The 25,863-nt window shown below is 39.0% G+C and carries 17 protein-coding genes and 2 pseudogenes; 8 read left to right on the forward strand and 11 right to left on the reverse strand.

The genetic code is table 11. The annotated features are described in order from the left end of the window. From AC2SLM_RS11670 to AC2SLM_RS11680, 3 genes and pseudogenes are all read right to left on the reverse strand, one after another. A partial coding sequence (locus tag AC2SLM_RS11670; protein ID WP_486551868.1) for a transposase occupies positions 1-226 on the reverse strand: 226 nt, incomplete at its 3' end. Between the two features lie 336 nt (positions 227-562). Further along, positions 563-2,341: a hypothetical protein gene (locus AC2SLM_RS11675; RefSeq protein ID WP_486554027.1), complete on the reverse strand. Its 1,779-nt coding sequence runs from the start codon at positions 2,339-2,341 to the stop codon at positions 563-565. 160 nt (positions 2,342-2,501) lie between these two features. After that, positions 2,502-2,735, reverse strand: a pseudogene (locus AC2SLM_RS11680) (ATP-binding protein); the annotation flags it as partial. A 173-nt stretch (positions 2,736-2,908) separates the two neighbouring features. On the opposite strand from AC2SLM_RS11680, the gene AC2SLM_RS11685 reads away from it, so the two are divergent. Genes AC2SLM_RS11685 through AC2SLM_RS11710 form a run of 6 tightly spaced genes read left to right on the forward strand, consistent with a single transcriptional unit; the run spans position 2,909 to position 12,341 of the window. Next, positions 2,909-3,547: a TnsA endonuclease N-terminal domain-containing protein gene (locus tag AC2SLM_RS11685; protein ID WP_486554029.1), complete on the forward strand. Its 639-nt coding sequence runs from the start codon at positions 2,909-2,911 to the stop codon at positions 3,545-3,547. Further along, on the forward strand, positions 3,540-5,543 hold the full coding sequence (locus AC2SLM_RS11690; protein WP_486554031.1) for a Mu transposase C-terminal domain-containing protein: 2,004 nt from the start codon (positions 3,540-3,542) through the stop codon (positions 5,541-5,543). Before AC2SLM_RS11685 ends, AC2SLM_RS11690 begins: the two co-directional genes overlap by 8 nt. Continuing rightward, positions 5,543-6,439 carry a TniB family NTP-binding protein gene (locus AC2SLM_RS11695; RefSeq protein WP_486554033.1) on the forward strand — a complete coding sequence of 299 codons (897 nt, stop codon included), beginning with the start codon at positions 5,543-5,545 and terminating at the stop codon, positions 6,437-6,439. Before AC2SLM_RS11690 ends, AC2SLM_RS11695 begins: the two co-directional genes overlap by 1 nt. Then, positions 6,397-7,596 carry a TniQ family protein gene (locus AC2SLM_RS11700; protein ID WP_486554035.1) on the forward strand — a complete coding sequence of 400 codons (1,200 nt, stop codon included), beginning with the start codon at positions 6,397-6,399 and terminating at the stop codon, positions 7,594-7,596. The genes AC2SLM_RS11695 and AC2SLM_RS11700 overlap by 43 nt, the downstream gene beginning before the upstream one ends. After that, positions 7,574-9,016, forward strand: coding sequence for a hypothetical protein (locus AC2SLM_RS11705; RefSeq protein ID WP_486554037.1), 1,443 nt, complete (start codon positions 7,574-7,576; stop codon positions 9,014-9,016). The genes AC2SLM_RS11700 and AC2SLM_RS11705 overlap by 23 nt, the downstream gene beginning before the upstream one ends. 46 nt (positions 9,017-9,062) lie before the next feature. Further along, positions 9,063-12,341, forward strand: a complete 3,279-nt coding sequence (locus tag AC2SLM_RS11710) for a type ISP restriction/modification enzyme (protein WP_486554039.1) — start codon at positions 9,063-9,065, stop codon at positions 12,339-12,341. Positions 12,342-12,427: 86 nt separating this feature from the next. Here AC2SLM_RS11710 and AC2SLM_RS11715 read toward each other — a convergent pair whose 3' ends face one another. The 3 genes and pseudogenes from AC2SLM_RS11715 to AC2SLM_RS11725 form a co-directional block, all read right to left on the reverse strand. Beyond that, complete coding sequence (locus AC2SLM_RS11715; protein WP_486554041.1) at positions 12,428-13,048, reverse strand: hypothetical protein; 621 nt, start codon at positions 13,046-13,048, stop codon at positions 12,428-12,430. 65 nt (positions 13,049-13,113) lie between these two features. Next, positions 13,114-14,805, reverse strand: a complete 1,692-nt coding sequence (locus AC2SLM_RS11720; protein ID WP_486554043.1) for a hypothetical protein — start codon at positions 14,803-14,805, stop codon at positions 13,114-13,116. Positions 14,806-14,912: 107 nt separating this feature from the next. Continuing rightward, positions 14,913-15,893 (reverse strand): annotated as a pseudogene (locus tag AC2SLM_RS11725) (YifB family Mg chelatase-like AAA ATPase); the annotation flags it as partial. 217 nt (positions 15,894-16,110) lie between these two features. Between AC2SLM_RS11725 and AC2SLM_RS11730 the strand changes: the two are divergent. After that, positions 16,111-17,019, forward strand: coding sequence for a DMT family transporter (locus AC2SLM_RS11730; RefSeq protein WP_486554045.1), 909 nt, complete (start codon positions 16,111-16,113; stop codon positions 17,017-17,019). Positions 17,020-17,213: 194 nt separating this feature from the next. Further along, positions 17,214-18,764, forward strand: a complete 1,551-nt coding sequence (gene hemN, locus AC2SLM_RS11735) for an oxygen-independent coproporphyrinogen III oxidase (protein WP_486554047.1) — start codon at positions 17,214-17,216, stop codon at positions 18,762-18,764. Between the two features lie 207 nt (positions 18,765-18,971). Here hemN and AC2SLM_RS11740 read toward each other — a convergent pair whose 3' ends face one another. The 5 genes from AC2SLM_RS11740 to AC2SLM_RS11760 all read right to left on the reverse strand — a co-directional run bounded on the left by AC2SLM_RS11740 (position 18,972) and on the right by AC2SLM_RS11760 (position 25,740). Next, entirely contained in the window at positions 18,972-20,630 is a 1,659-nt protein-coding gene (locus tag AC2SLM_RS11740; RefSeq protein ID WP_486554049.1) for an alpha-keto acid decarboxylase family protein, read from the reverse strand. Between the two features lie 338 nt (positions 20,631-20,968). After that, on the reverse strand, positions 20,969-22,627 hold the full coding sequence (locus AC2SLM_RS11745) for an alpha-keto acid decarboxylase family protein (protein ID WP_486554050.1): 1,659 nt from the start codon (positions 22,625-22,627) through the stop codon (positions 20,969-20,971). 826 nt (positions 22,628-23,453) lie between these two features. After that, positions 23,454-24,314, reverse strand: a complete 861-nt coding sequence (locus AC2SLM_RS11750; RefSeq protein ID WP_486542655.1) for an SPFH domain-containing protein — start codon at positions 24,312-24,314, stop codon at positions 23,454-23,456. A gap of 95 nt (positions 24,315-24,409) precedes the next feature. Next, positions 24,410-24,886: an NfeD family protein gene (locus AC2SLM_RS11755; protein ID WP_486554052.1), complete on the reverse strand. Its 477-nt coding sequence runs from the start codon at positions 24,884-24,886 to the stop codon at positions 24,410-24,412. A 272-nt stretch (positions 24,887-25,158) separates the two neighbouring features. Further along, positions 25,159-25,740: a porin family protein gene (locus AC2SLM_RS11760; RefSeq protein WP_486554053.1), complete on the reverse strand. Its 582-nt coding sequence runs from the start codon at positions 25,738-25,740 to the stop codon at positions 25,159-25,161. Positions 25,741-25,863: the final 123 nt, after the last annotated feature.

Consider the following 25,863-nt stretch of genomic DNA (forward strand, 5'->3'; position numbering starts at 1 on the left):
CTTTGAGGCTTAAATCAGCAAACATCTGTTTAAGCCTACGGTTTTCTTCTTCAAGCTCTTTTAATCGCTTAACATCAGAGACTTCCATACCACCGTACTTGGAACGCCATTTATAGAAAGTCGAGCTAGCAATCCCGTATTTACGGCACAGCTCTTTAGCAGGTATTCCAGCTTCTGCTTCTTTTAATATCGATACGATTTGGGTCTCAGTCATTCGTTTGCTCATATCAAAACTCCTTATGGGTATTTTATAAGAAATTCTACGTTTGAGCTGTGTTATTTTAGGGGATAGTTACATTTCTAATGTTTCTAATATGTAATTTCATATTATTTTTCCTAACAGGACAGGTATGAAATTTTATAATAGAGAAGTAAAATTAAAGTTAAAACATACTTTATGTAAACAGTTGTTTTATAGATGGTATGAAAGATTTAACTTTCTTTCTTAAAAAACTTAGTTAAAGCATTTTTTAACCAACTGTAATATACAAAGAAATTTTAATGGAAGACGCTACAGTGGGGCTATGAGGCTATGAGGCTATGAGGCTATGAGGCTATGAGGCTATGGCACGATCTCATCAATTTTATTGATTATCCTATTTTTAATAGGATTATTGGCAGTGCTAGTATGTTTCAATGGTTTTACTATATTAAACCTAGACTTTAAAATTGACTTAATCCCTTTGCCACTGTTCTCACTAACCGTGTTTACAATACCAGCTAGCGCCATCTCATCCGTACCGGTTATAGGGTTCGTGAACAGAAACAAACTAAACGTTGTACTTTTATAGGGTTCAATATCTAAGCAGTACAGTACAATCGTATCTCTTATCTCAATTTTTAATAGTAGTCCTTTTCGATTTCTATTGTAAGCTTGAGACCATTTTGTGCCTTCAAAATTAAATAATCCATAAGGATGAGTATTATCAGTTTGATTCATTGGTAAGGCTGTAATGCTCCAATCCTCATTTTCTAATTCGATCTCGTGAAAAATTTCAGAAATTTCGTTAAGGGATTTAATTTCACTTTCGCCTTTCTCAGGCGCAATTTTTACAGGGTTAATTGTATTATTCTTTACATAGTTTTCTTTACCTAAAGACCCTGTGTTTATCGCCTGATTATCTTGTAAAGAGACTTGGCTAATACCTATGACATCGTAAATAGTCTCTTCCTTGCCATCCTGTTCACGTTTCTTTTGAACTGGTAATGTGTTTAGGAATGGAAAACGTGCACTTTGATCAAGCTCTATAATTAATTCAGTCTTATTAGCAGTTGGCCTATCTCCAGCAGTCAGTTCTATTTGATCTTCTTTTACTAACTCTTGTTCCTTAGACATTCTAAACTCGTACTCTTCTCTCTCACGATTTTTAAAAGTTTCTGCACTAACAATATTTAACTTTTTAAATGGCCAAGAGTGGTGACAAGTCTGAATCTTGCGTACTAAAAAGAATCTGTCTTCACTATCTTCTTTATTTAAGTAGTGTCCTATAACGTCAAGTTTAGTTCCATCTTTAAAAGGTAAGGTTGTTTCTATGGGCAATCCAGTCAAATTGTGATAATAACCCTCTCGTTCTGCACATTTCAAAGCATTATTGGCACGACTATAAATTAATCGCATTGCAAAAAGTGTTGCTTTGTCCATCAAAGCTCTAGCTATAAAGGGAACATCGCTGTCGAGAAAATGTCTGCTGTTGAGCTTTATCGAACATATGTCAGAGTTATCTTCCACACTTCCAATAAGCTCAGCTAACTCTACTATCCAATCCTCTTCAAATAATTTAGAAATAAAGTATGTCGATGCGGAGAAATAGTGTCTAATAATTTCAGAATAGGGAATAAGAACTGTAGCATCTTTGTCTTTAACAAAAGAATCTGAAATAGCTAATAAAGGCAACTTATTACGTAGATTTAGAGGGTTAAATTTAGCAGAAGTATCTAGTGATTTGTAGACATCTTCTTGAATACATTTATTTCGTTCTGTACCAATTTCGATAGTTTCTGAGGTAATAGGCTCAAAAACCTTTTCAATAGCTTTAGAGCCTGTAGCTTCCCAAATTGAGCCTGCTGACAGAAGGTATAAGTGTTCAACTCTTACGTCTACAATAATTAATCTTTCACTAAAATTTGTGCCAATACAATCAAAGTATCTATTGTAATTTTTGCTTGATGAATGACTTTTTAACTTATTTATTGACACTGTTTTATGTAACTGGAAAAACTTAACTCTTAGAAATCCAAACGGCTCATGCTTACTAATATTTTCAATCGCTTCTAACCTATACAATGCTTCATTCGTAAAATAACTATTTTCGAAGCGTTCATCCTCAAATATTATTTTCACAATAAAACCTTTTCTAATTTATACAAGTTTCGTTTGATTAATATAATTTTAAGCTTACTTCACCAATTTTACCTTGAATGTAAGCTTATACATATTATCAATTATAGTTGTAATTATCATCTAGTTTTGTGATTATCATTTAAATTTGTATTTGTCAATGACAGCGGCCCGAGGGATCACCTTGATAGCCACAAGGACAGGGGTTCATAGCGGCGACTAACTGAAAATTTGCCGGAAAAGTCGCTTGCTGATTGGCACGACTAATGGTGATTTGTTTAGCTTCCAATGGCTGGCGCAATACCTCCAACACTTTGCGGTCAAACTCAGGCATTTCATCTAAGAACAAAACCCCTTTATTGGCCAAAGTAATCTCGCCAGGTTTTGGACGTGAGCCCCTGTCAGTTTCAGAAATAAATGTCAAAAACCACTCCACATAATGCGTCTTTTAGACTACAATTACCAGAAATAAATGTCACAAATTACCAGAAATAGATGTCAACTTCTTGCGAATTACCAGAAATAGATGTCAACTTCTTAAAAATTACCACAAATAAATGTCACAAAATTATGAAACAAACACGAAAGATTCCTGCGGTTAGAAGAAGTGTATCTGGTCATATTTCCTATAAAGGCGAACCTATTGCTTTTGAGTCCACTTTAGAGCGTGATTTTCTAATTTACCACTCATTTAGAGACGATGTTATAGACATTGTTCCTCAGCCTATAAGCATCCCTTTTAAGAAAAATGGCAGAACGTACAACTACACACCTGATTACTTTGTTCAGGTTAAATCAGACTACGGCAAGTCCTTACTTGTAGAGGTTAAACCCAAAAAAGAGTGGCAAGAAAACTGGCGGGATTGGTCAAACAAATGGAAGTCAGCAATAGCCTTTTGCAAAGAACAGAATTTCAAATTCTCTATCTATGACGAAGATAGAATTCACCATTACGCCTTTAAGAACCTTCAGTTCCTTGCAATGTATAAGAATGTTGCAGTCTCAGAGGATGAAGTTAATGCAATTGTCGAAGATATAAGGCTAAGAGGCTTCACTACCGTTGAATACATTTTAGAGCGTTACTTTAAGTCAGACCTTTACCGACAACATGGTAGAAGGCTGATGTGGTATCTAATGATAAACAAGCTTATCAAGTTTGATATTTGGAGTGACGTTCGTAGCGAAAAACTTGAGGTGTGGTATGAATAACGATGAAAACGATATAAAAGCACCAGTGGGTATAGTGAGTAAAAGCCACTTCACTCCTCTCAAACGTGATTACATACAAATGGTTATTGGCGGTTTATATACCAATAAAACTGACAAAAAAGAGTATTTATTACTTGAATTCCTAGATGATATAAATCAAGCGGTTTTCAAGGATTTATCTACTCTAAGCAACCATGTATTAAGTGTGCATGATTTTGAGAATGTTACCTCAGAGGGCGATGTGTCCGTAAAGGTAGACTTAAACGAGATTAGTGATAAGGATTGGCAAAAAGCACAACGCAAATACCTAGCTATAAAGCCTTTGATTGGCGGTGTAGGTTTTAATTATAACGGTGTTAAGGGGTATGAGAAACGAGCGAAAGAAATGGGCGTTTCTAGCCGTACTCTGAGGCGTTGGGTTGAGCAGTATCAATCTACAAACTCAATAGGTTCTTTATTGGATAGAAAGCGGGGTTGGTCAGAGGGCAAGGCTCGTATAGAACCTGAAGCTGACGACCTTATTAATGAGGTTATTAACGATTTTTACCTAACCATTCAAAGACCTACTATCCAAGCAACTATACGAGAGGTAAATAAGCGTTGTTTCAAAGCAGGGTATGAGAAACCTAGCCCCAACACTATCCGTAAGCGCATTAAAGACATTAGCGAAGAAAAGTTACTCAGAGGGCGTGGTCAACGCAAAAGAGCTAAACAAAAGTTTACTGCTAAAGCAGGACAGTTCCCCGATGCTAATTACCCTCTAAGTGTAATTCAGATTGACCATACCCCAATAGATATCATCTTGGTAGATGATAAATACAGAAAGCCTATTGGTAGACCCTATCTGACCGTAGCCATTGATGTCTATAGTCGTGTCATCACAGGCTACTATATATCTTTAGATGCCCCTTCTGTTACCTCTGTAGGCATGTGCATTGCCCGAAGTATTCTTAAAAAAGACGAGCTTCTAACAAGTTTTAGCATCCATGATGCGACATGGGATGTGTTTGGTAAGCCTGCCAAAATTCACGTTGATAATGGCTCTGATTTTAGAGCTGAGAGCCTCAAAAAGTCTTGTGCTTTTCATGGTATTGATATTGAGTTTAGACCACTAGCGAGACCTGAGTTTGGTGGACACATTGAAAGGTTAATCGGCACCTTGATGAAGCAGGTTCATGGACTTCCTGGAACAACCTTCTCCAATATTAAAGAAAAAGACGAATACAACTCAGAAAAACATGCCTCGCTAACCTTAAATGAGCTTGAAACTTGGTTTCTTACTTACATCACTAAGGTTTATCACGAAACCATCCACTCCAGCATTGGAAGGACTCCAAATGAACAGTGGCGTATAGGCTTGTTAGGTGACGGTTACGAGGAAGGTATTGGTATTCCTGCTGTTCCTGAGAATGCTCAGACACTTATGTTGGATTTCATGCCTAGCATAGAGAGAACCATTCAAAGAAACGGTGTCACTATTGATGGGCTTCAGTACTACGATGCTAGCCTTAATAATTATATCAATGCTACAGAGAACGACGGTAGTAATAGTAAAGTTAAGCGTAAGTTTACCTTTAGACTAGACCCTAGAGACATTAGCAACATCTGGTTTTATGACCCTGTTCTAAAGCACTACTTTAATATTCCTTTGGCAAACCAAGCCTTACCTGCTATGAGCTTGTGGGAATACAAAATACTCAAAAATAAAGTTAGAGAGCAATCTGGAACGGTCAATGAGGCTTTAATCTATCAGGCATGGGAGGATATGCAATCGCTTGTTGAAAGCTCACAGCAAACCACCAAGAGTTTGCGTAGACAAGAGCAGAGAAGAAAATCTCATAAGAAATCTCAAAAAGCCTATGATGCTATTAGACAAGAGGATAAGGCTAAAGACGCTTTAGATACAGCTAACATTATCACTGATAATAAAAATACTGACACTAGTGTTTCTGATAACGACATAGATGATGATTTATTTTATGAGGATATCGACTAATGAACTCTACTCCATACCCACATATACATGAGAAGTTTAGACATATCGCTCACCAACCTGATAATGAGCGAATTGAGTTTATCCATAGTCCTCGTTGGATTGGTTATAAGACTGCCAATACAATCTTAGATACCCTGCAAAGCTTAATGAATCGGCCTAAACAACACCGTATGCCTAACCTATTACTCATAGGTGATTCCAATAATGGAAAGACGACTATTATCAAAAGATTTAATGAGAAGTTTGGCGATACTTATGTTGATGATAATGACAGAATAAATGTCCCTATTCGCTTAATTCAAGCACCCCCATCAGCCAATGAAAAAGAGCTTTATATCAGCTTAATTGACTCTCTAGGTCTGCCTTTTAGAAGTAGTGATTCGAGTGGAGTTTTACGTCATCAAGTAGTTCATTCATTCCGTGAGACCAATGTAAAAATCCTTATTATTGATGAAGCTCATTCTATGCTAACAGGTACAGCTCGTCAGCAAAGATTAATGATGAATGCCATTAAGTTCTTATGTAACGAACTTGAACTACCTATTGTACTTTGTGGCACTAAAGATGCTATTCGTATCTTACATACTGACCCTCAACATGCTAGTAGGTTTGATGTGGCTGAACTTCCTATATGGCATAACAATAAAGAATTTAGAAGGCTGTTAGGTAGTTTTGAAAGAATACTGCCTTTGAAGAACCCCTCTAATCTCATTGATATAGAAAAAACTAACTTAATTCACAGTATTAGTGACGGCAATTTAGGTAACGTAAAAAGGTTGCTAAACGAATGTGCGATTGAAGCAATCAATACAGGTGAAGAAGCCATCACGCTTGATATCATCAGGGGTAAGTCATGTCTAAGACCGACCAAAGGTTTACGCAAGATTATTGGTTAAAAACATTACCTATAGCTACGGTTCAGCCATTAGTATTTACCACAAACTTTCGTAAAGATGAGAGCCTTACATCTTGGTTGATTAGAGCTTCTTTCAACCAGTTCTGTCCTCCTTTAAGTTTTACATGGTATCACTGGAGACCGATTAGACTTTGGATTTACGATATTGATAAAGGGGTTGAGCATATTGATGCTCAAGTCCACAAAGATATAGCGTCCTTAGCTGAAATTGACGAGGATGAACTCCATCAACACACCCTAGCTTATTTTGCAAAGTGTATTGGAACGAATATTAACAGCAAGGTTGCGTACCCTTGGACGACTCCTTTATCAAAGCGTAATCGCTACTCACGCATAGGCAATCCTTATTGTCCTGAATGTTTAGAAAGTGATGATGAAGCATATCTATCCATATTATGGCGATTCTCTTGGGTTGTGTGTTGCACAAAACATAAGGTGGTTTTGCAAAGCAATTGCCCTCACTGTGATGCTCCCTATCAACCTCAGTTAGTTCCTATTGATATTGGAAAGATTAATTACTGCTATAGCTGTAATGAAAAAATGAATGCGCCAACGGCTAAAGTCATACCATCAGAGACAGTCTGCGAATATCAAGCAACTGCTGTTACGGTTTATAGGGCAAAGCAAGGGTTGGTGTTTAATCAAATGGTTGATATAGCAGATTGGTTTGAGAGCTTGCTGTTTTTAGTGAATATTACAAGAAAAGCGGTTAAGAATGTTAACCATAAGTTTGGGAGAATTCTAATATCGCTTGGAATTATTCATGACATGGATGAAATCACAGTACCTAGAAGCAAGCTTAGTTTCGACCATTTATCTGCCAAAGAAAGACTGTTTTTGTTAGAGAGCGCCTACAAGCTCATGAAAATATCATTAGAAGAATGGACGTTAGTTTGTGAGCTACATGACGCTACTCAAAATAGCTTTCATTGGTCAAAGGACTCAAAAATACCAGAGCCTTTTCTACCTGTTTACAACCAACTACCTAAGTCTAATATATCAAAAACGAGAACTGAAAAGAGTCCAAACAACCCTACACCACCAAACGTAGTTATAAACCATTGGGCTAGACTCAAGCGCAAGATGGAAATGCAAAAAGCTTATGAGAGACATTGTGAACAAAACCAAGAAAAGTAGATGTGATTGCTGTGGTAAACGCAACACCATTATTCAGAGGCGGTTTAAAGGTGAGGGCTATTGCCCTAACTGCTATCGCACTTGGTTTGTTAAAAAACCGTGTGACAAGTGCGGTGATTTAAACAGGTTTCATAAAAAAGAGTCAGTCAATATTTGCCGTAAATGTATGAGGCAAGAGCCGTGTATTCGTTGTGGTAGAGATGCCTTCGAAAATGGCGCTAACACTCAATACGGCAGAGTTTGTCAGACCTGTTATGTAGGGTATTTTAAAGAAAAGAAGCAATGCTTCGAGTGTGGTGAGTTTAAAAGCAATGTTTGTTGCTATACCACCTTAATGCACAACCAACCAATTTGTACCTCATGTTATCAAAAACACTTTCATGAAACCTGCGAGTCTTGTGGCCGTTATCGAAAGCTGATTGATACCGATAATGGCAGGATTTGCAAAAGATGTCATGAACAGGGTCTAATTCCCTGCGGTAGTTGTAATAAGCTAATGCCAGCAGGTTTAGGTGAGAGGTGTTGGGATTGCTACTGGCTAGATAGATTGACACATGAAACCAAGTTAAATAGCTACCTATTTTCATCTGAATCCGTCAAGAATGACTATCAAGAGTTTGTATCTTGGTTATCGACTAACAAAGGTTCTAAGATAGCTAAGCTTAAAAATAATAACTTTATTGAGTTCTTCATTCGCTGTGATGAACTATGGGGCGAGATTCCATCATACAAGATACTGGTAAACGAGTTTAAACCTGAGGGTTTAAGAAAAAACCTTACTGTTCTAAGGTGGCTTATTGATACTAATAGGGTTATCGAAGACCTAAAGGTTAAATCTTATGTCGCTGAACAGGAGCGCATTATAAATCTACTTAATAAATTCAACTCAGAATTACCCAAGGAGGTTTCAAACTACTATAGATTTTTACTGAAAAGACATTCCTCTAAGGAAATAGCTCTAAAAACCGTCAGAATGAATTTTCAGCCTGTTGTGGGTCTTTATACCACTTTTGAAATTGAAGTGGGTTATACGCCAAATCAAGCGCAAATAGACGCATATCTGATACAAAGAAGTGGGCAGTATAATTCTCTGATAGGGTTTATTAGCTTTTTAAATCAAGAATACGGTAGTAACTTAAAATGCAATCGTCCCAAGCAAGATGAGGTTGCTAAGGTTAGCAGAAAACAACTTGAAAAAACTCTGATGCAACTTGCAAGCAAGCCAGAACCTCTCACAGATAAAGAAAAGATAACGTGGTATCAGTTAGCAATGTCTTTGTTTCATGATACAAGCATTAGCATCAAAGCTTTAAAGCTAGCTGAAATAAAAGAGTTAGACGATGATATGCAGATTATTATTTACCACAACAAGGAGTATTGCATTCCCAAGCCTATAGGGTGCGATACAAATCAAAACTAAAACATCAATTTATTGCTTTAGCATTAAACTTAAAAAAGGAAAACCTATGTCATCTAAAGCCAGTACAGATAATATCAAGCATGTAAGTGATTACATGAGTGGCGTTATTGAAAAAGTAAAGCTGGGCTATAGCTCAGAACATACATTTCGTAAAGATTTAGAGGTTCTGATTAACAACCTATCGCCAAACGTGAATGTAACTAATGAACCAAGTAAAGTAACAGATTGCGGAAACCCTGATTTCTTAATCAGTAAAAAGCACATACCTATTGGTTTTATTGAAGCAAAAGATATAGGCAAAAACTTAGAATCCAAGTCATTTAGTGAGCAGTTTGAACGTTATAAAAGTGCTTTGGATAACTTAGTGATTACCGATTACTTGCGTTTTAAGTTTTATATAAGTGGGGAGTTGGTGCATGACATATCAATAGGTGAAATAGCAAACAATAAAACAAAACCTATCACTACGCTTGAAGAAAACTACGAGCGTCTGGCTGAGTTATTGAAAGACTTTTGTATGTATGTTGGTCAAACCATTAAGTCAGCGCAAAAGCTTGCAACCTTGATGGCAGGTAAAGCTCGTCTACTTGAGAACACACTTTACAATGCTGTGACAAGTGACGAGGACTTAGACTCTAACTCCGATTTACGTGAACAATACCAAACATTTAAAACAGTTCTTATTCACGACTTAACACCATCTGACTTTGCCGATATTTATGCTCAGACTTTAGCATACGGTATGTTTGCTGCTCGGTTGCATGATGACACATTAGATACCTTTAGTCGCCAAGAGGCTGCCGAGCGGATACCTAGAACAAACCCTTTTTTAAGACGTTTATTTGACTATGTAGCAGGGGCAAACATCGATGAGCGTATTAAACCTACAGTAGATAACTTAGCTGAGGTGTTTAGAGCAACTGATGTAGCAACAATGTTAAAAAGCTTCGGTAAGACCACAAAAACTCAAGACCCAATTATTCACTTCTACGAAACTTTCCTAGCTGAATATAATCCGAAGCTTCGCAAACAGCGTGGTGTTTGGTATACACCTGAGCCTGTTGTTCAATTTATTGTTCGTGCCGTGGATGACATTTTAAAATCTGATTTTGGTTTAGCAGATGGTATTGCTGATACCAGTAAAGTTGAAATCGAGAAGCAAACTCAAACACCTGATAGTCGTACTAAGTCAGGTTTCAAGACTATTAAAGAGCTTGTTCATAAGGTTCAAATACTAGACCCAGCCACAGGTACAGGTACGTTTTTAGCTGCTATTATCCAACATATTTTTCATTCTCAGTTTGAGAATATGAGTGGTATTTGGAGCAGTTATGTTGAGCAGGATTTAATTCCACGCTTACACGGATTTGAGTTGCTTATGGCAAGTTATGCTATGGCACACTTAAAGCTTGATATGTTGCTTGCAGACACAGGTTATGAACCTATCCACCCTAAGCGACTACAAGTATACTTAACTAACTCCTTAGAAGAACATCACCCAGATACAGGAACACTTTTTGCTGGTTGGTTATCTGCGGAAGCAAACGAAGCCAATGCTATCAAACGTGATGCCCCTGTTATGGTGGTATTAGGAAACCCTCCTTACAGTGGTGCGAGTGCCAATAAAGGTGAATGGATTATGTCTCTAATGGAGGACTACAAAACAGAACCAGGAGGAATAGAAAAACTTAATGAGCGTAACCCTAAGTGGCTGAATGATGATTACGTTAAGTTTATGCGTTATGGACAGCAATTCATTGAAAAGAATGGCGAAGGGGTTTTAGCGTTCATTAATCCACATGGTTTTTTGGATAACCCAACATTCAGAGGAATGCGATGGCAACTATTGAATACCTATGACAAGATATACGCAATTGACCTTCACGGTAATGCTAAAAAGAAAGAAGTAGCTCCTGATGGGAGTAAAGACGAAAACGTATTTGATATCATGCAAGGTGTATCAATAAACCTTTTCATAAAGACTGGTAATAAAAGAAATGGTGAATTAGCCGAAGTATATCATTTTGATTTATACGGAAAACGAGAAGAAAAATACAAATTCCTAGCCGAACGTACTATTGAAAATATAAACTTTGTGCAAATACCTAACAGAGCACCAAATTACTTCATGATGCAAATGGATTTTGAGGCTGAAAACAAGTATTTAGAGCACTTTAGCGTATCAGAGCTTTTTAATATCAATAGCGTTGGCATCGCAACTCATAGAGACGGTTTAGTTGTTTCTAGCGAAAGGAGTGTGCTTGAAAGCAATATTAAAAACTTCTTTGAATGGGATACAAATAAAATTTTGAGCGACTTACCAGTTAAAGAGAGTAAGTCATGGAAGATTGATAGCGTTAAATTAAAAGAGGAGAGTTTTAAAGAAGATTTCATTAAGCGGATAGCTTATCGTCCACTAGATACTCAATACGTGTATTACAATGAAAGCTTTATTGATAGAAGCCGTCAAGCTGTTATGAAGAACTTTGATTCAGAAAATATAGCTCTTATTATTGGTAGGCAAGGTCAAGCAGTAGGCTCTATGCAGTGGAATTTAGCTTTTGTTACCAACTCTATTTCTGACTTAAACATATATTATAGGGGTGGTGGTGTAAACTTCCCTCTGTACTGTTACCTTGAGGATGAGAAACAATCCAGTTTAGAGGGGTGTGACTCATCTCAGAATGACACTGTAGCAAATCGCAAGCCGAACTTGCATCAAAGTATCGTTGAGAAAATAGCTAATAATATCAATTTAAAGTTTACCAATGAGAAGACTAACCAACCTAACTCTTTTGCTCCAATTGATATCCTAGACTATATATATGCTATCTTACACAGTCCAACCTATCGAGACACATACAAAGAATTCTTGAAAACCGACTTTCCAAGAGTGCCTTATCCTAAAAATGCTGAGCAGTTTTGGCAACTGGTTGAATTAGGCGGTCAACTAAGACAAATTCACTTACTTGAGTCACCTAAGTTAGCTGAAAAGACTAAAACCCTTGGTATCAGCTACCCTAAAGGTGGTAACAACGAGGTAACTCGTAAGATGACCAAATCGAGTATAGGTTTTGAGCCAAGCGAAGATAATGCAACCACTGGCAAGGTTTGGATTAATGACGAGCAGTATTTTGACAACGTTCCACTTGTAGCTTGGGAGTTCTATATTGGTGGTTATCAACCAGCTCAAAAATGGTTAAAAGACCGTAAGGATAGAACGCTTAATATGAGTGATATTAAGCACTATATGAATATCATTGCAGCGTTAAGCCTAACTGATGAACTAATGCAAAAAATTAATGAAATTGATGTGGTCAATTAAACCAAGCTTTAGACCGAAATACAAAAATAAGGAGAGGCTTAAAAGCCTCTCCTTATCAGTTAGTTGTTTTAAATCATACCTTATACTTACTGTGTTTCTTTTTGCGCAAATTTAGCAATTTGATTTTCTATTGGTATTAATATGGCTTTTAAAAACCTCAGAAAATCCAAAGTTAAAACTGCATAACTAGTATGGTTTGGAGGTAGCTGGTTTAGTATAGTTTCACTATCACAACGATTGATGAATTTTTCTAAATTTGCAAGCCTGCTCTCAACTTTTCTACCCCAATCTTTTCTGTTGGTAGTAAAGAAAACCAAGCTCTCTGTACCTTTATGCTTTCTAACAAGACCATGAGCTATTAAATGTCTAACTTCTATATAATCTCGTACAATCCCAATATTATTTAGCTCTAAGTCTGCACTAAATAACTTTTTATAAATAGGGTGTTGCTTTAAATTCTTTTCATTTAGAAAAACAGATAAGCCACCACAGTATTTACCGTCGCTTTCTAAACCTACCACTCTATTTAGATTAAACTCCATGCTATTAAACAAACTCAGGATATCAAAAAGTAAAATTTTTTCTTCTGACGATATATAGCTCTTCTCAAATAAAATTCTAAATTCTTCAGTATTTAACGCTTCTATCTGTCTCAAACTATCAATTTGAGCTAACGTAAGAGTTTCAACAATATCCCTTTCTGACATAGGTTTTTCCTTTAAAAGTTAATAATTAGTTTAAAAGCTTTTGTTATTCAAAAAAGCAAATAACATCAAAATTTACTAAGAACCCTTTTAACCCAATTACTACCATCTGAGTAGGTATGCTTAAACAACTTAATCTTACCAAACTCATCTTCTATCAATTTTTTATCTAATAAACGCCCATTATTAGCGAACAATTGGCTCATAACCATTTCGATTTTATCAGTATATAAGCCCGACTGAACAACATCGGCATTGGCCTTAATCGCCACTCCGCTAGTTTGGCTACCTTTTCTTAAATCGCAATCAAAAATCACATATATTCCCTTACCAGTAATAATTCGCAAAACAAATACCGAACCGACTGAGCTACTCCTGTATTGCCTTGAAGTACAACCTACAGCTACCTCACCAACAAAACCTTGCTGGGTATAACAGTCTAGTGTGACAGGGCTGTACTTAGGGTCTGACTTTAACATCTGTGCGAAATACAAGATTCTTTCAAAGTTGTTTTTATCCGTATTAGCATCTACACCTACTCCATTAAGAACCTGAATCAACCCTACATCGCCACCAAAACCAATCCTATCTCCGTCAGCAAACATTTCAGGCATTGGGCCATCAAGAACAGTAACACCAGCCTTAGTGGATTCTAAAGCATCCTCCTCACTGAAGTTTTCTGCCTTAACAAGCTTTCTAATAGTTCCTATATCTTCAATTCTATGTCTGGCAACAGCAGTCGTTTCATTATTAGGTCTGGCATTAGCATCTAATATTATCTCTTCAAGCTCAATAAAGTGAGCTAAAGGCTTAATCCTATGAGGCATGCATCCGTCTATAGTTAGCTCGTTATTAGTCACTCGACCTAGTATAAACTCGATGGGTTCGCCTTGAGGCATTGATATGCCTGTTATCTCGGTACACAATACGATTGTACCGTCCTCATCTAGCACATGACCTTTAAACACAAGCTCAATATCTTGGTTGTGATAAGGCTCGACGCATAACGGAGTTGAACCTCTCTCTGCAAAATTCGCCCTAACATAAGCATGTAGTTTTCTAACCACTTCAGACGCATACTCATCATACTTTAAGTAGTGTAAGAATACAGCATCACCGACAACCCCTTTTTTGGGTATCACGACCGCATCAGGATTTGCTCTATCAGTAATGTTCAACGCTAGATGTGTTTCAACATCAGCCCATGTATAAGTAAGCAAGACACGATTAATATGCTTAGAAACGCCATATAATGTATTAAAGAATAACAAAGGATGTATAACGTAATCTATGCCGTTCTGATGCACCACGAGCATAGTATTGCTTTCGTTATTAATATTAAAAACAGGATAGTTAGTACGGTTTATAAAGCGCCTTTCACCTTCTTCTATATTGTTATTGGCTGAGTATGTTACATTGCCAGCATCACCATTTAATATCACAGAAAAAGATTCAAACTTAACTTTTTCAATAGCTTTACCATTATTCCATATCGAGCCTATTGGGAAAGAACCAATAGCAACTAATGGAATCCCTTTAATTACTTGAAATCCTGTCCTTTGGTTCTCAAAGACAACTTCAACTAACTTACTTGCGTTATTGCGATTGTTTGCGTTATAAATCTCTCCATACCAAACAACCATATAATCAGTTTCACTAAATATAGCGTTTTTATCTAGATTTGAGATGTAGTTGTCTTGAATGTCTCTAATAGTAAAACTACTATAATGAGAAGTGCGTTTATTAGCCTCAAAAAACATACCTAAAAACTCCTATCAGTATTATAGGTTCAAAGTTTTCAGCAGGCTTTAGTTAGAGGTTTGTGACATCTATTTCTGAAATTTGACATTTATTTCTGAAATTGACAGCCCCCACCTACTAAAGCCACCGCTGAAATAGTATGATGAATTTCGCGAAAGGGTCTGCTGCCATATTGATATTCTGTATCGGCTACCGAATAAGTACTGGCTACTTCGAGCGCTTCTTCATCATTTAAGTCAGGTAATATGGTTGGCAAACGCGCTGCCATTAAGGTTTTTCCCGACCCTGGAGGACCGGTGAACAACAATGAATGTCCACCTGCCGCCGCTATCTCTAACGCGCGTCTAGCATGGTGCTGACCTTTTACGTCTGATAAATCCACCTTATAGGTGGCATCAAGTACTGGCACTGTTGAGATAACTTCTGATAGTAGGCCCTCAGTATTGGGCGCATCTTCTGCACTAAAATGAATACTGTTTTCAGCTCTGAGGTGATCACAGACCGCTTGTAGACTTTTAGCAGCATAGACAGTCACGCCAGCAACGCGGCTGGCCTCTACCCCATTATCAGCAGGAACAATCAGCTTACGACTGGCCTTAACCTTATCATTTTCATCAGCCGTATCAGCCTGACTTAACAGGTTATCTGGGTTACTATCCTCAGCTTGGCTTTTTTTATGACTGTTATTGATATCGGTTTTTATGGCACGTGCCACAGCCAAACTACCTGCAACGGGACGCAAATGACCATTTAACGCCAGTTCGCCAATAAACTCATACCCAGCCAGCCATTCTGGCTCTATCTGACCGCTTGCCGCCAAAATACCCATCGCAATAGGTAAGTCGAGGCGTGCACCCTCTTTGGGTAAGTCAGCAGGCGCAAGATTAATGGTTAAGCGGCGATTGGGAAACTGAAAGTTAGAGTTAATCATTGCTGAACGCACTCGGTCTTTACTCTCCCGTACAGCGGCTTCTGGCAAGCCTACTATTGTCAAAGCAGGCAATCCTTGTGATAAATGCACCTCAACCATGACCTTAGGCGCGTGTAGCCCAACCACAGAACGTGTATCTACTTGGGCAAAAGACATGATTAACCTTATTGTTAAAAATTTATTATTAATTTCCTTAAATTGATAATAAATTATTCATCAACAGTAAGCAAACACCACATCATTACTGTCTGACTTTAATCATAAAATCTATTCAACTAATGATGATAAAATCAATAGCAATAACAGTCGCCAACTTCTATCAAACCCATGCCTATCTCATGAGTAGTAGACAGCAAATCAAAGGAATAAAGCCATGAATAAAAACGCCATAATTGCTGTGATTTGTTTGCTACTCGGCGGTATATTATTGGGTTTATCTACTAATATGGCAAAGTATGCGGGCACGGTTGGTATCGAGCCATTGGCTTTTGTATTTTGGTCGATTATTAGTGCGGCTATTATCTTAGTTCTTAGCTCGTTAATAAAAAAGCAACCGCCACCGCTAACCAAACGTAGTTTTGAGTATTATCTAGTAGCTGCCTTGGTGAGTGTTGCTGGCTCTAACTTGATTTTTTTCTCAGCGGTGCCTCATGTTGGCGCAAGTTTTGTGGCACTGATTATCTCCCTGCCGCCTTTGCTGACCTACCTTGGTGCGCTCATACTAAAGATGGAAACATTTAATCCGATGCGCGCTGCAGGTGTGGCTTCAGCATTAAGCGGTGCGGGTGTACTGGCTGCAAATAAGCTTAACGCTCCTGATACCAGTGTATTCTGGATTGTTATTGCCCTTTGCGGCCCAGTGTTGCTTGCCATTGGTAATTTATATCGTACTCTGCGCTGGCCAATAGGTGCTTCGCCAAGTACATTAGCACCGGGTATGCTGGTCGCGGCCGCCTTGCAATTAGGGCTAGTCAGCTTATTGCCCAATTTTTCATTAGCGCTGCCAAGCCAAGATCCTTTAGCGATGATAGTGTCTTTATTTCTTATCGTGTTACAGGCGTTTATTTTCGCCGGTCAATTCCAGGTTTTATTTATCCTACAAAAGGTAGGCGGACCAGTATTATTAAGCCTACTTGGCTCAGTGGCTGCCGTTTTTGCCGTCCCTATTGCTATATTTTTGCAAGCAGAATCACCACCTCAAGGATTGGCATTGGGCGCCGGATTAATTGCATTGGGCGTCATGCTAGTCACCATAGGCGGTATTAAAAAACGGCTTTTATAATGACTGGTAATAAGCGGCTTTACGAGCTAAGCACCGCTTAAAGCCACACTGCTACCATAGGTGTTTGCAAAACTGGTCAGATTAGAGCTACCTTAGGTTAATTTGCTATAATTAGGGCATATGCCTAAGCGCTATATTGTTTTTCTATCCTCCTCTTTGCTCCTGTTTATCGGGAAACCGATAAGGCCAATCATATGACTACTTCAGCCCATTTCTCTGATCAAGCAAACTTGCCACCCAGCACTGAGCGCCCTGACTTCACGCCTACCAACCCTTATGCGCGTCGCCAGTTTGATCAAGCGTCGTCAAGCGTGCCGCAGTTAGAATATGATGAAGTGCTGATTCATAAGTACAATCGCTCAGGTCCTCGCTATACCTCTTATCCGACTGCGCTTGAGTTTAAGCCTATTGGAGCAGGCACGGAGTTTAATATACTAACCAACCGTGATCCTAACACCCCGTTATCGCTTTATTTCCATATCCCGTTTTGTCGTCATCTTTGCTATTACTGCGCTTGTAATAAAATTATTACTAAAAAGAACAGCGATGCCGGTGATTACCTTGATTACCTATTTGCAGAAATTAAGCAAAAACAAGCCTTATTGCCGACCCTAGAGCTGGGTAAAAAGCCGTTTGTAAAACAGCTGCATTTGGGCGGCGGTACCCCAACCTTCTTTAGTGATGATGAACTAATTGCGCTATGGAAGTTTTTGCAAACTCAGTTTGAATTTGATGCCCCATCAGAAAAAGGCGGCAGTGGTGATTACTCTATCGAGATTGACCCCCGTGAGCTACGCGAGAATACCTTAGAGAAGCTACGTGAATTGGGCTTTAACCGTGTCAGTTTTGGGGTGCAAGATTTAGACGATAAAGTGCAGATTGCGGTTAATCGAATTCAATCGGAAGAATTGATTCAAAGCGTTATGGATGAGGCGCGCCGCTTAAACTACAACTCGATCAATATTGATTTGATTTATGGTCTACCGCATCAAACGCCGGCGAGCTTTGCACATACGGTTGAGCGTATTATTGAGATGAGTCCAGATCGTATTTCTGTATTTAACTATGCGCATCTACCCACTCGCTTTAAGCCGCAGCGTCAGATTAAAGACGAAGATTTACCCACGCCAGCCGAAAAGCTTGAGATGTTTAGTAATACCATTGCCGCCTTGACTGAAGCCGGCTATCAATATATCGGTATTGACCACTTTGCCAAACCAGATGACGAGCTAGCAGTGGCGCAGCGTGAAGGTCAGTTGCATCGGAATTTCCAAGGCTACACTATCCTAGGAGACTGTGATTTAATAGGCTTTGGGGTTTCGGCGATAAGCCAAATTAATAGCACGCTGTATTCTAATAAAGGCGTTTCAGCCAGTCATATATTGCAAAATGATACGTCTATTGAGGAATATAAAGCTTGCATCGATGTCAGTAAACTGCCTGCCGTTAAGCATATTAAAACCAGCATTCAAGACCGTCTACGTGGCTATGTGATTATGAATTTGCTATGTCATGATTACATAGATTTCAAAGACCTAAATCAGAAGTTCGGTATCGATGCCATCCCCTATTTTATTGAAGAGATTCAACAATTAGGGGATATGCAGCAAGACAAACTGATTGATATGGATGCCGCTGGTATTCGAGTACTACCCAAAGGTCGTTTGCTTGCCCGCAACGTAGCCATGGTATTTGATACCTATTTGGCCAGTAAAGAGAAAGGGCGGTTTTCTAAAGTCATTTAGGATTTATACCACTAAAAAACCGACCAAAACTGGTCGGTTTTTTATTACCTATAGGTGAATTCAAATGACGTCTCAATTTAAATCCACTCTATATTGAGTCTAATACAAATCTAGAAATTAACCTATCGAGGAGGGCGAATGCGAACGCTACAAATAGTAGGTTCAGTGAGCCTGACAAAGATAGGGTATTTTATAGATTTGATATTATTAAAGTGCAGCGGCCACATCTTCTAATAGAGGTGGAATATCCATAACGGCCGTCACCACTTCAATAAACATCATTTTATCCTGAGTGATTTTTGCTTGCTCTAACGCTGATCTCAGTTCAGCGGGCGTGGACGCTTTTAGGATAACGCAGTTGTCATCGTTTGCACCAAACGACTTAGGCATCATCTGCCAATCACAGTAAGGAATATCGTTGTAAGACTGTTTTTCCCCATGGATTGCGCGCTCTACCGTATAGCCAGAATTATTAACAAGCACGATAACTGGGTTTAATTTTTCGCGTATCATCACCGCCAAGTCTTGAACGGTTAATAATGCTGAACCATCGCCAATTAATAGTACACTTCGCTTATTTGGAGAGGCTATGCCTGCGCCTAGGCTTGCAGGTAAAGTATAGCCAATAGAGCCCCATAAGGGTTGACCATAAAACGTAATCCCTTCAGGCAAGCGTACCTCACTCATCCCAAAATACGCCGTTCCCTGCTCGGCAAACACCAGATTATTCTCATCTAAGCAGTCAGCGATCAGGTGCCATAAATCTTTTTGTAATAAGGGCTCGTCATCTCCCCCTTGTTGTTCATGCACATCTACTTGCCCAATTAAAGGCTTAGGTATGACATCGATGCCAGAAGTTAGAACCTCATATAAGGCTTGCAGTGCATCCTTCATAGCGATGGGCGAGTAGATCTTATCAGCCACTGTAGCACGCTCTTCATGAATATCGACCACCCGTGAGCTATCAATCTTCTGAGTGAAACCTGCTGTGGTGGTATCGGTATAATTTACCCCCAGTTTAATCAAACACTCTGCATTTTCGACCGCATCTTTAACCACAGGCTGCGACGGCTCACCGACATAAACCCCTGCCCAGCGATTACTGTTTTCATCCAGCAATGACTTACCCCACGATAAGGTCGCATACGGGATATGAGTAGCTGCAATTAACGCTTTAAGCTGCGGCTGTAGTCCTAAGCGATGCACCATCAAATCGGCAATCAATGTCGTGGCTTTACCGGCAATAAAATCTGTTAAGGCTTGTTTAAAATCTACCAATGCCTTTTGGCTGGTAATGTCCTCTTCACTGTCTTTAAGCTTAGTGGTGGGTGGATAGATGGGTAATTTAGCCACATCGGGTGATAATAATAAGTAGCCAGGACGCTGTTTTTTTAATACCATTCGGATCACCCTATCAATCTCCGATGCGGCATTTTTTTCGGTAAGTTCTGCTCTGGCCACGCTTACTGGCTCTACCATCTTTATAAAATGGTTGAATTCTCCATCTCCCAAACTGTGATGCAGACGGCTTCTCCCCTCTCTTAGTTTAGTATTCGGCGCACCCACGATATGTAGCACGGGCGCATACTCTGCAAAGGAGCCTGCCGTGGCATTTATTGCGGACAATTCACCAACGCCAAAAGTCGTCACCATGGCGGCAAAACGGCGCTCACGCGCATAACCATCTGCCGCATATCCCGCATTTAACTCATTAGTATTACCGACCCAGCGTAGCTTATCAGAGGCAACAATATTATCTAAAAAAGATAAGTTATAGTCTCCAGGCACCCCAAATACTTCGGTTGCCCCTGCTTCAGCAACTCGGTCAAATAAATAATCAGCTATTGTATATTGTTCTGTCGACATCTTTATTCCTTATACTTTTTTTATAAAACAACCTATTCTTTTCAGGCTTGGACAGTCTTGTTAAATCTACTATTTGTCGCGTTTGATTTGTTGTGTTTAGGCTTGCCTTGCTCGATAGGTTAATTTCCAGAGTTGATATGGCTTATAGTTATCGGTTTTGTATAACTAAAATCTTTCTTGCGCCAAAATTTTAGCAATGAATAAATACAGCAGAAATAAGAGTTATGTTATAGACAATCTCTGCTTTGTAAATCATATGTCCAAAACTAGGCCAAAACGAAAACCCCCTATACGCTCTATGCTTATAGGGGGTTCTATATACCAATCAAATTCAGCGATTAGAACAACGCTGCCTGTTTCGCTAATACTGGTGGAATATCCATTTTTCCAGTAAACACTTCGACAAATACCAATTTATCCGTTGTTTCTTTAGCTTGGGAAATTGCAGATTTTAGCTCACCTGCTGTTTTCGCTTTTAGCATTAAACAGTTATCTTCAGTGGCACCGAACGCTTGTGGAATGACTTGCCAATCAATATTAGGAATATCATTATAAAGCTCATCCTCTCCATGAATAGCGCGCTCAATGGTGTAACCTGAGTTATTAATAAGCAAGATAACAGGGTTTAATTTCTCGCGGAGCATTACCGCAATATCTTGAATGGTCAATAAGGATGACCCATCACCGATAAGCAAAATTGTACGCTTATCTGATGATGCTAGTCCTGCCCCTAAACTGGCCGGTAAGGTGTAACCAATTGAGCCCCAGAGTGGTTGACCATGAAATGTCACTCCTTTTGGCAATCCAATCGGACCCATACCATTATAAGACGTCCCCTGCTCAGCAAATACCAAGCTATTCTCATTCAAGTTTTTGGCAACTATATGCCATAAATCTTGTTGTAATAAAGGCTCATCATCACCCCTTTCTTGTTGATAGGCTTTAATCTCCCCATTGAGAGGCTTGGCGATCACATTAATACCTGAGGTTAATACCTCATGTAATGCTTGCAGCGCATCTTTCATACTAATAGGGGCAAATACCTCATCACCTATCATTGAACTTTCTTCGTTAATAGTCACGGTTCGTGAGGACTCAATCTTCTCACTAAACCCTGAGCTTGTGGTATCTGTAAATGTCACACCCACCTTGATGAGACATTGAGCATTTTCAACCACCTCTTTAACAACTGGATCTGACACGGTTGCATAATATACGCCAGCCCAACGTTCATTTTGCTCATTTAGAAGTGACTTACCCCATGATAACGTTGCATAAGGTATCTTCGTATCATCAATGAGTGCTTGTAACTCTTTTTTTAGTCCTAAACGTTTCACCATACTATCTGCAAGTAGAGAAGTCTCTTTACCATCAATAAAGGTAGATAAGGTTTGTTTAAACTCGCTTAATGCCTGCTGACTAGTATTATTCTCTCTTTGCAAATCAAGTTTGGTTGAAGGTGGAAAAATTGGCATTTGCGCCACATCAGCGGGTAATGCAATATAACCAGGACGTTGTTTTTTGACGATTTGACTAATGACATAATCAATTTGTGAAGCTGCATTTTCTGGCGTAATAATAGCTTGAGCTACCGTTACTGATTCGGCCATTTTCGCAAAGTTATCAAAGATACCTTCACCTAAGCTATGGTGTAATACCAACTTTCTATTTTGAAGCTTTATTTTAGGTGCACCGGTAATATGTAATACAGGCACATACTCGGCATAGGATCCCGCTGTCGCATTAATGGCAGATAATTCACCAACACCAAAGGTTGTGACCAGTGCCGCAAAGCCACGCTCACGAGCATAGCCATCAGCAGCATACCCTGCATTTAATTCGTTCATATTACCGACCCAGCGTAGCTTATCGGATTTCATAATATTATCTAAAAACAACAGATTATAATCGCCTGGGACGCCGAAAACCTCGGTTGCACCTGCTTCAGCGATACGATCAAACAAGTAATCTGCAATAGTATAATTTTCAGTTGTCATGATTCCTTCCTTTATTTATTTGGTTTTATTTGTTAAGTACAAGAATTTATTGTTTCATTGAGAAGTAAAATTAATCAATATACTTTAATTTTAATATTTTATTAAACTATGTTTTTAAACAATTTAGTGAATATATAGCAAAAAAATTTCTTGCCCAAAAATTCTAGCAATGAATCAATATAGACAAAATAATAAATATGTTATATACCGTCACCTATATGTAAACTAGATCGAAACTTCATAGCAAAAGCTGAGAGACATCTAACTTAATCACAAAGATGAATACCGTTAATAGTGTGATAATGAGCCATTCATTCATTAACACTGAGTAAGCAGCTTTAACCAATTCTTCCTATTTTAATTGCGACATCTCGTTTCTAATTGCCAGAGTTGATGGGTCGATTAATAAGCGATAAAAGTTAAATTACCCTTAAACCCCTATCATTCTTAAACTGACATGGAGAAAGCTATTAAGAAGCTGATTAGTTATATTTATAATAACGTGTTACATATTAAGCTCAACTTGATAAAATTAAAGATTCCTATTAAGGATTTCTATTAAAATCGCCAAAACCCCGTTTCTAAGTTACAAAAAAAAGAGTCGACCCGTTTAGTGACTTTAAACGGATCGACTCTTTGACTTCATGATTAAGCTTATATAAAACCGCTGATAAAACGTATCCTTGAAATGATACCACTTAAATTAAATGCTAATTATATTAGCGCCTGTATAGAGGTGACCTTAATTAGAAGCTACCTATAGTCTCAGGTAACTAAAAGAGTACCGAAACAGATGTAAGGCAACTAACTCAATCGAGCGCAAGTATTAGACTTTAAATTTATTACCCACCATCCCTTTGACGGTTCCTAATATATCAGCAGGAAGCACCACAGTTTTGGCATTGTCAGACTCTGCTAACTCTCGCATCGCTTTAATATACTGCTCGCCTAGTAAATATACCACTGGCATCTCCTCCTCCCCCATGGCCTGAGTAATAAGGCGAATAGACTCCTCTGACCCCTTGGCTAATACCACTTGAGCCTCAGAATCACGGCGCGATGCCTCTAGGCGACCATCCGCTTCCAAAATAGCGGCCTGCTTCTGACCATCAGCGCGTGTTACCGTCGCACGGCGTTGACGCTCTGCCGCAGCCTGCTCCTCCATCGCCGTTTGCATCGTATCTGATGGATTAATATCCTGAATCTCTACTGTCTTTAAAGTAATGCCCCAGTCCGCTATATCTTCAGAGATGGCTTGTTTCAGCAGCGCCTTTATGTGATCGCGGCTTGATAAGGCGCTGTCCAAATCCATCTCACCAATGATAGAGCGTAATGAGGTCTGTACTAGATTGCGAATGCCATGTTCATAATCCTCAATACCATAGACCGCTTTTTCAGGCTGTACAATACTGATATAAGCCACTGCATTGGCAATAATCACCACATTATCGCGGGTAATGACTTCTTGTGATGGGATATCTAATACGATGTCTTTGGTCGTCAGCTTATAGGCCACATCATCGACATAAGGAATAATAATATTCAAACCCGGCTCTAAAGTCTGATGATATTTACCCAGACGCTGAACAATCCACTTATATCCTTGAGGCACAATACGTACCCCTTTAAAGATGGTGAATACCACCAGTGCAACCAGCACAATCATTACGATGCTAAAACTTTCCATTGTCCTACTCCTGCTTATTTTTATTCGTACTTTCTATAGCCTATAGCCGTTTATTGATTATCAATATCTAACTGTTTTCAACGATGTGTTGATGATTACCTATGATTAATCTGTGCTGGTGTTACTGCGGCGGCCACGATTAGCTCATTGCCAAGCACATCAACCACGACCACACGCTGCCCCACCTCTACTGCTTCACCTCGGGTACGGCACATCCACTCGGTTGCGCCCACTATGGGAACACTAAAGCGTACCATGCCCTTGCGGCCGGCTTGCGGTTTAATGACTATCATACCGACCTCACCAATAATAATCCCGCCGCCCAGTCCCGCTTTTGTGCGGTCCACAGACAACGGTTTCACAAACTTAAACCAGATAAAGACCATGGCAACGGACAATATTAGCCAAGTGAGAATCTGTATAAGCTCAGATATCGGGAACAGCCACGCTAATAGCGCCACAATCACGGCAGCAACCCCAAACCATAAGGTGGCGAATGTGGTTAAAAACATCTCAGAGATGATGAGTATCACACCGAGCACTAACCAGTGCCAAGGCTCTATAACGAACATGGTATTATCCTTAAACTTATCTTTATTGTTATTTGTCCTATTATTTATATTACCATTTTTATGAGCTAGGCAGGCTATTAGTATTGTGTGATCCATTTATAGCAAACATTTGCAAAATCTTATCAAAACGATTAAACCTTCAGGCAAAAAAAAACGACTGCCGAAGCAGTCGTTTTGGGATTACCATCATTGTATCTATCTTTTTATCCACAATTACAGTATCTAAATATGAGCGCTGTAATAAACTGAGATATTAGACTAAGGGTACGGCATTAAAACTTAAAGTTAGCACCCAGTGTGATACCGCTAGCATCTAAGTCACCTTGGTCTGCAACGTCATCAACTTTTGGATACCAGTCGTATGCAAGCTCTACTGCTGCATTAGGCGCGATGTTGTAACCTAGGCCAACACCACCAGCTATACCAGTGTCTGATTCACTACCGTCATAACGGTTGTATGCCACAGTTTTAGAGTCTACGTCTACTTTGTTTTTCGCAACACCTAGACGACCTTTAGCATACATGTCTGAACCTGGGAAAGTATAGTCATAAGTTGCATATAGACCATAGACATCCGCTTTATATTCAGACTTACTTACACCGCCTTGGAAATCTTCATCACTAGTAGTTAGGTATTCAGCTTCGATACCCCAGTTAGGTGTGAATTTAGCACCACCGTAGATACCATATGATAATGCTTCGTCATCTGCTTTATCTAGGTCATACTGACCGATTTTGGCACCGATATATGGTTCAGCTGTCATACCATTACCATAAGTAATTGCAGCTTGTGCGCCAGCAGTCATTAATGAACCAGCAGCCAAAGCAAGAAGTGTTTTTTGTAATGTATTCATTGTCGTTCTCCTAGTAAATTATTTTCAATAGCAAAGTCATTGGTGTATTCAGTGAGTTGAGCATTAATAACCTTGCTTATTGTTGATGTATCCATAGTAACAAAATATTTCAAGGAGTCTGTC

The organism is Psychrobacter sp. CX16 (assembly GCF_057396245.1).

Bases quoted from the DNA above. Each gene is read 5' to 3' on its own strand.
- AC2SLM_RS11685 (WP_486554029.1), top strand. From the start codon at position 2,909: ATGAAACAAACACGAAAGATTCCTGCGGTTAGAAGAAGTGTATCTGGT.
- AC2SLM_RS11690 (WP_486554031.1), top strand. From the start codon at position 3,540: ATGAATAACGATGAAAACGATATAAAAGCACCAGTGGGTATAGTGAGT.
- AC2SLM_RS11695 (WP_486554033.1), top strand. From the start codon at position 5,543: ATGAACTCTACTCCATACCCACATATACATGAGAAGTTTAGACATATC.
- AC2SLM_RS11700 (WP_486554035.1), top strand. From the start codon at position 6,397: ATGTCTAAGACCGACCAAAGGTTTACGCAAGATTATTGGTTAAAAACA.
- AC2SLM_RS11710 (WP_486554039.1), top strand. From the start codon at position 9,063: ATGTCATCTAAAGCCAGTACAGATAATATCAAGCATGTAAGTGATTAC.
- AC2SLM_RS11715 (WP_486554041.1), bottom strand. From the start codon at position 13,048: ATGTCAGAAAGGGATATTGTTGAAACTCTTACGTTAGCTCAAATTGAT.
- AC2SLM_RS11720 (WP_486554043.1), bottom strand. From the start codon at position 14,805: ATGTTTTTTGAGGCTAATAAACGCACTTCTCATTATAGTAGTTTTACT.
- AC2SLM_RS11730 (WP_486554045.1), top strand. From the start codon at position 16,111: ATGAATAAAAACGCCATAATTGCTGTGATTTGTTTGCTACTCGGCGGT.
- hemN (WP_486554047.1), top strand. From the start codon at position 17,214: ATGACTACTTCAGCCCATTTCTCTGATCAAGCAAACTTGCCACCCAGC.
- AC2SLM_RS11740 (WP_486554049.1), bottom strand. From the start codon at position 20,630: ATGTCGACAGAACAATATACAATAGCTGATTATTTATTTGACCGAGTT.
- AC2SLM_RS11745 (WP_486554050.1), bottom strand. From the start codon at position 22,627: ATGACAACTGAAAATTATACTATTGCAGATTACTTGTTTGATCGTATC.
- AC2SLM_RS11750 (WP_486542655.1), bottom strand. From the start codon at position 24,314: ATGGAAAGTTTTAGCATCGTAATGATTGTGCTGGTTGCACTGGTGGTA.
- AC2SLM_RS11755 (WP_486554052.1), bottom strand. From the start codon at position 24,886: ATGTTCGTTATAGAGCCTTGGCACTGGTTAGTGCTCGGTGTGATACTC.
- AC2SLM_RS11760 (WP_486554053.1), bottom strand. From the start codon at position 25,740: ATGAATACATTACAAAAAACACTTCTTGCTTTGGCTGCTGGTTCATTA.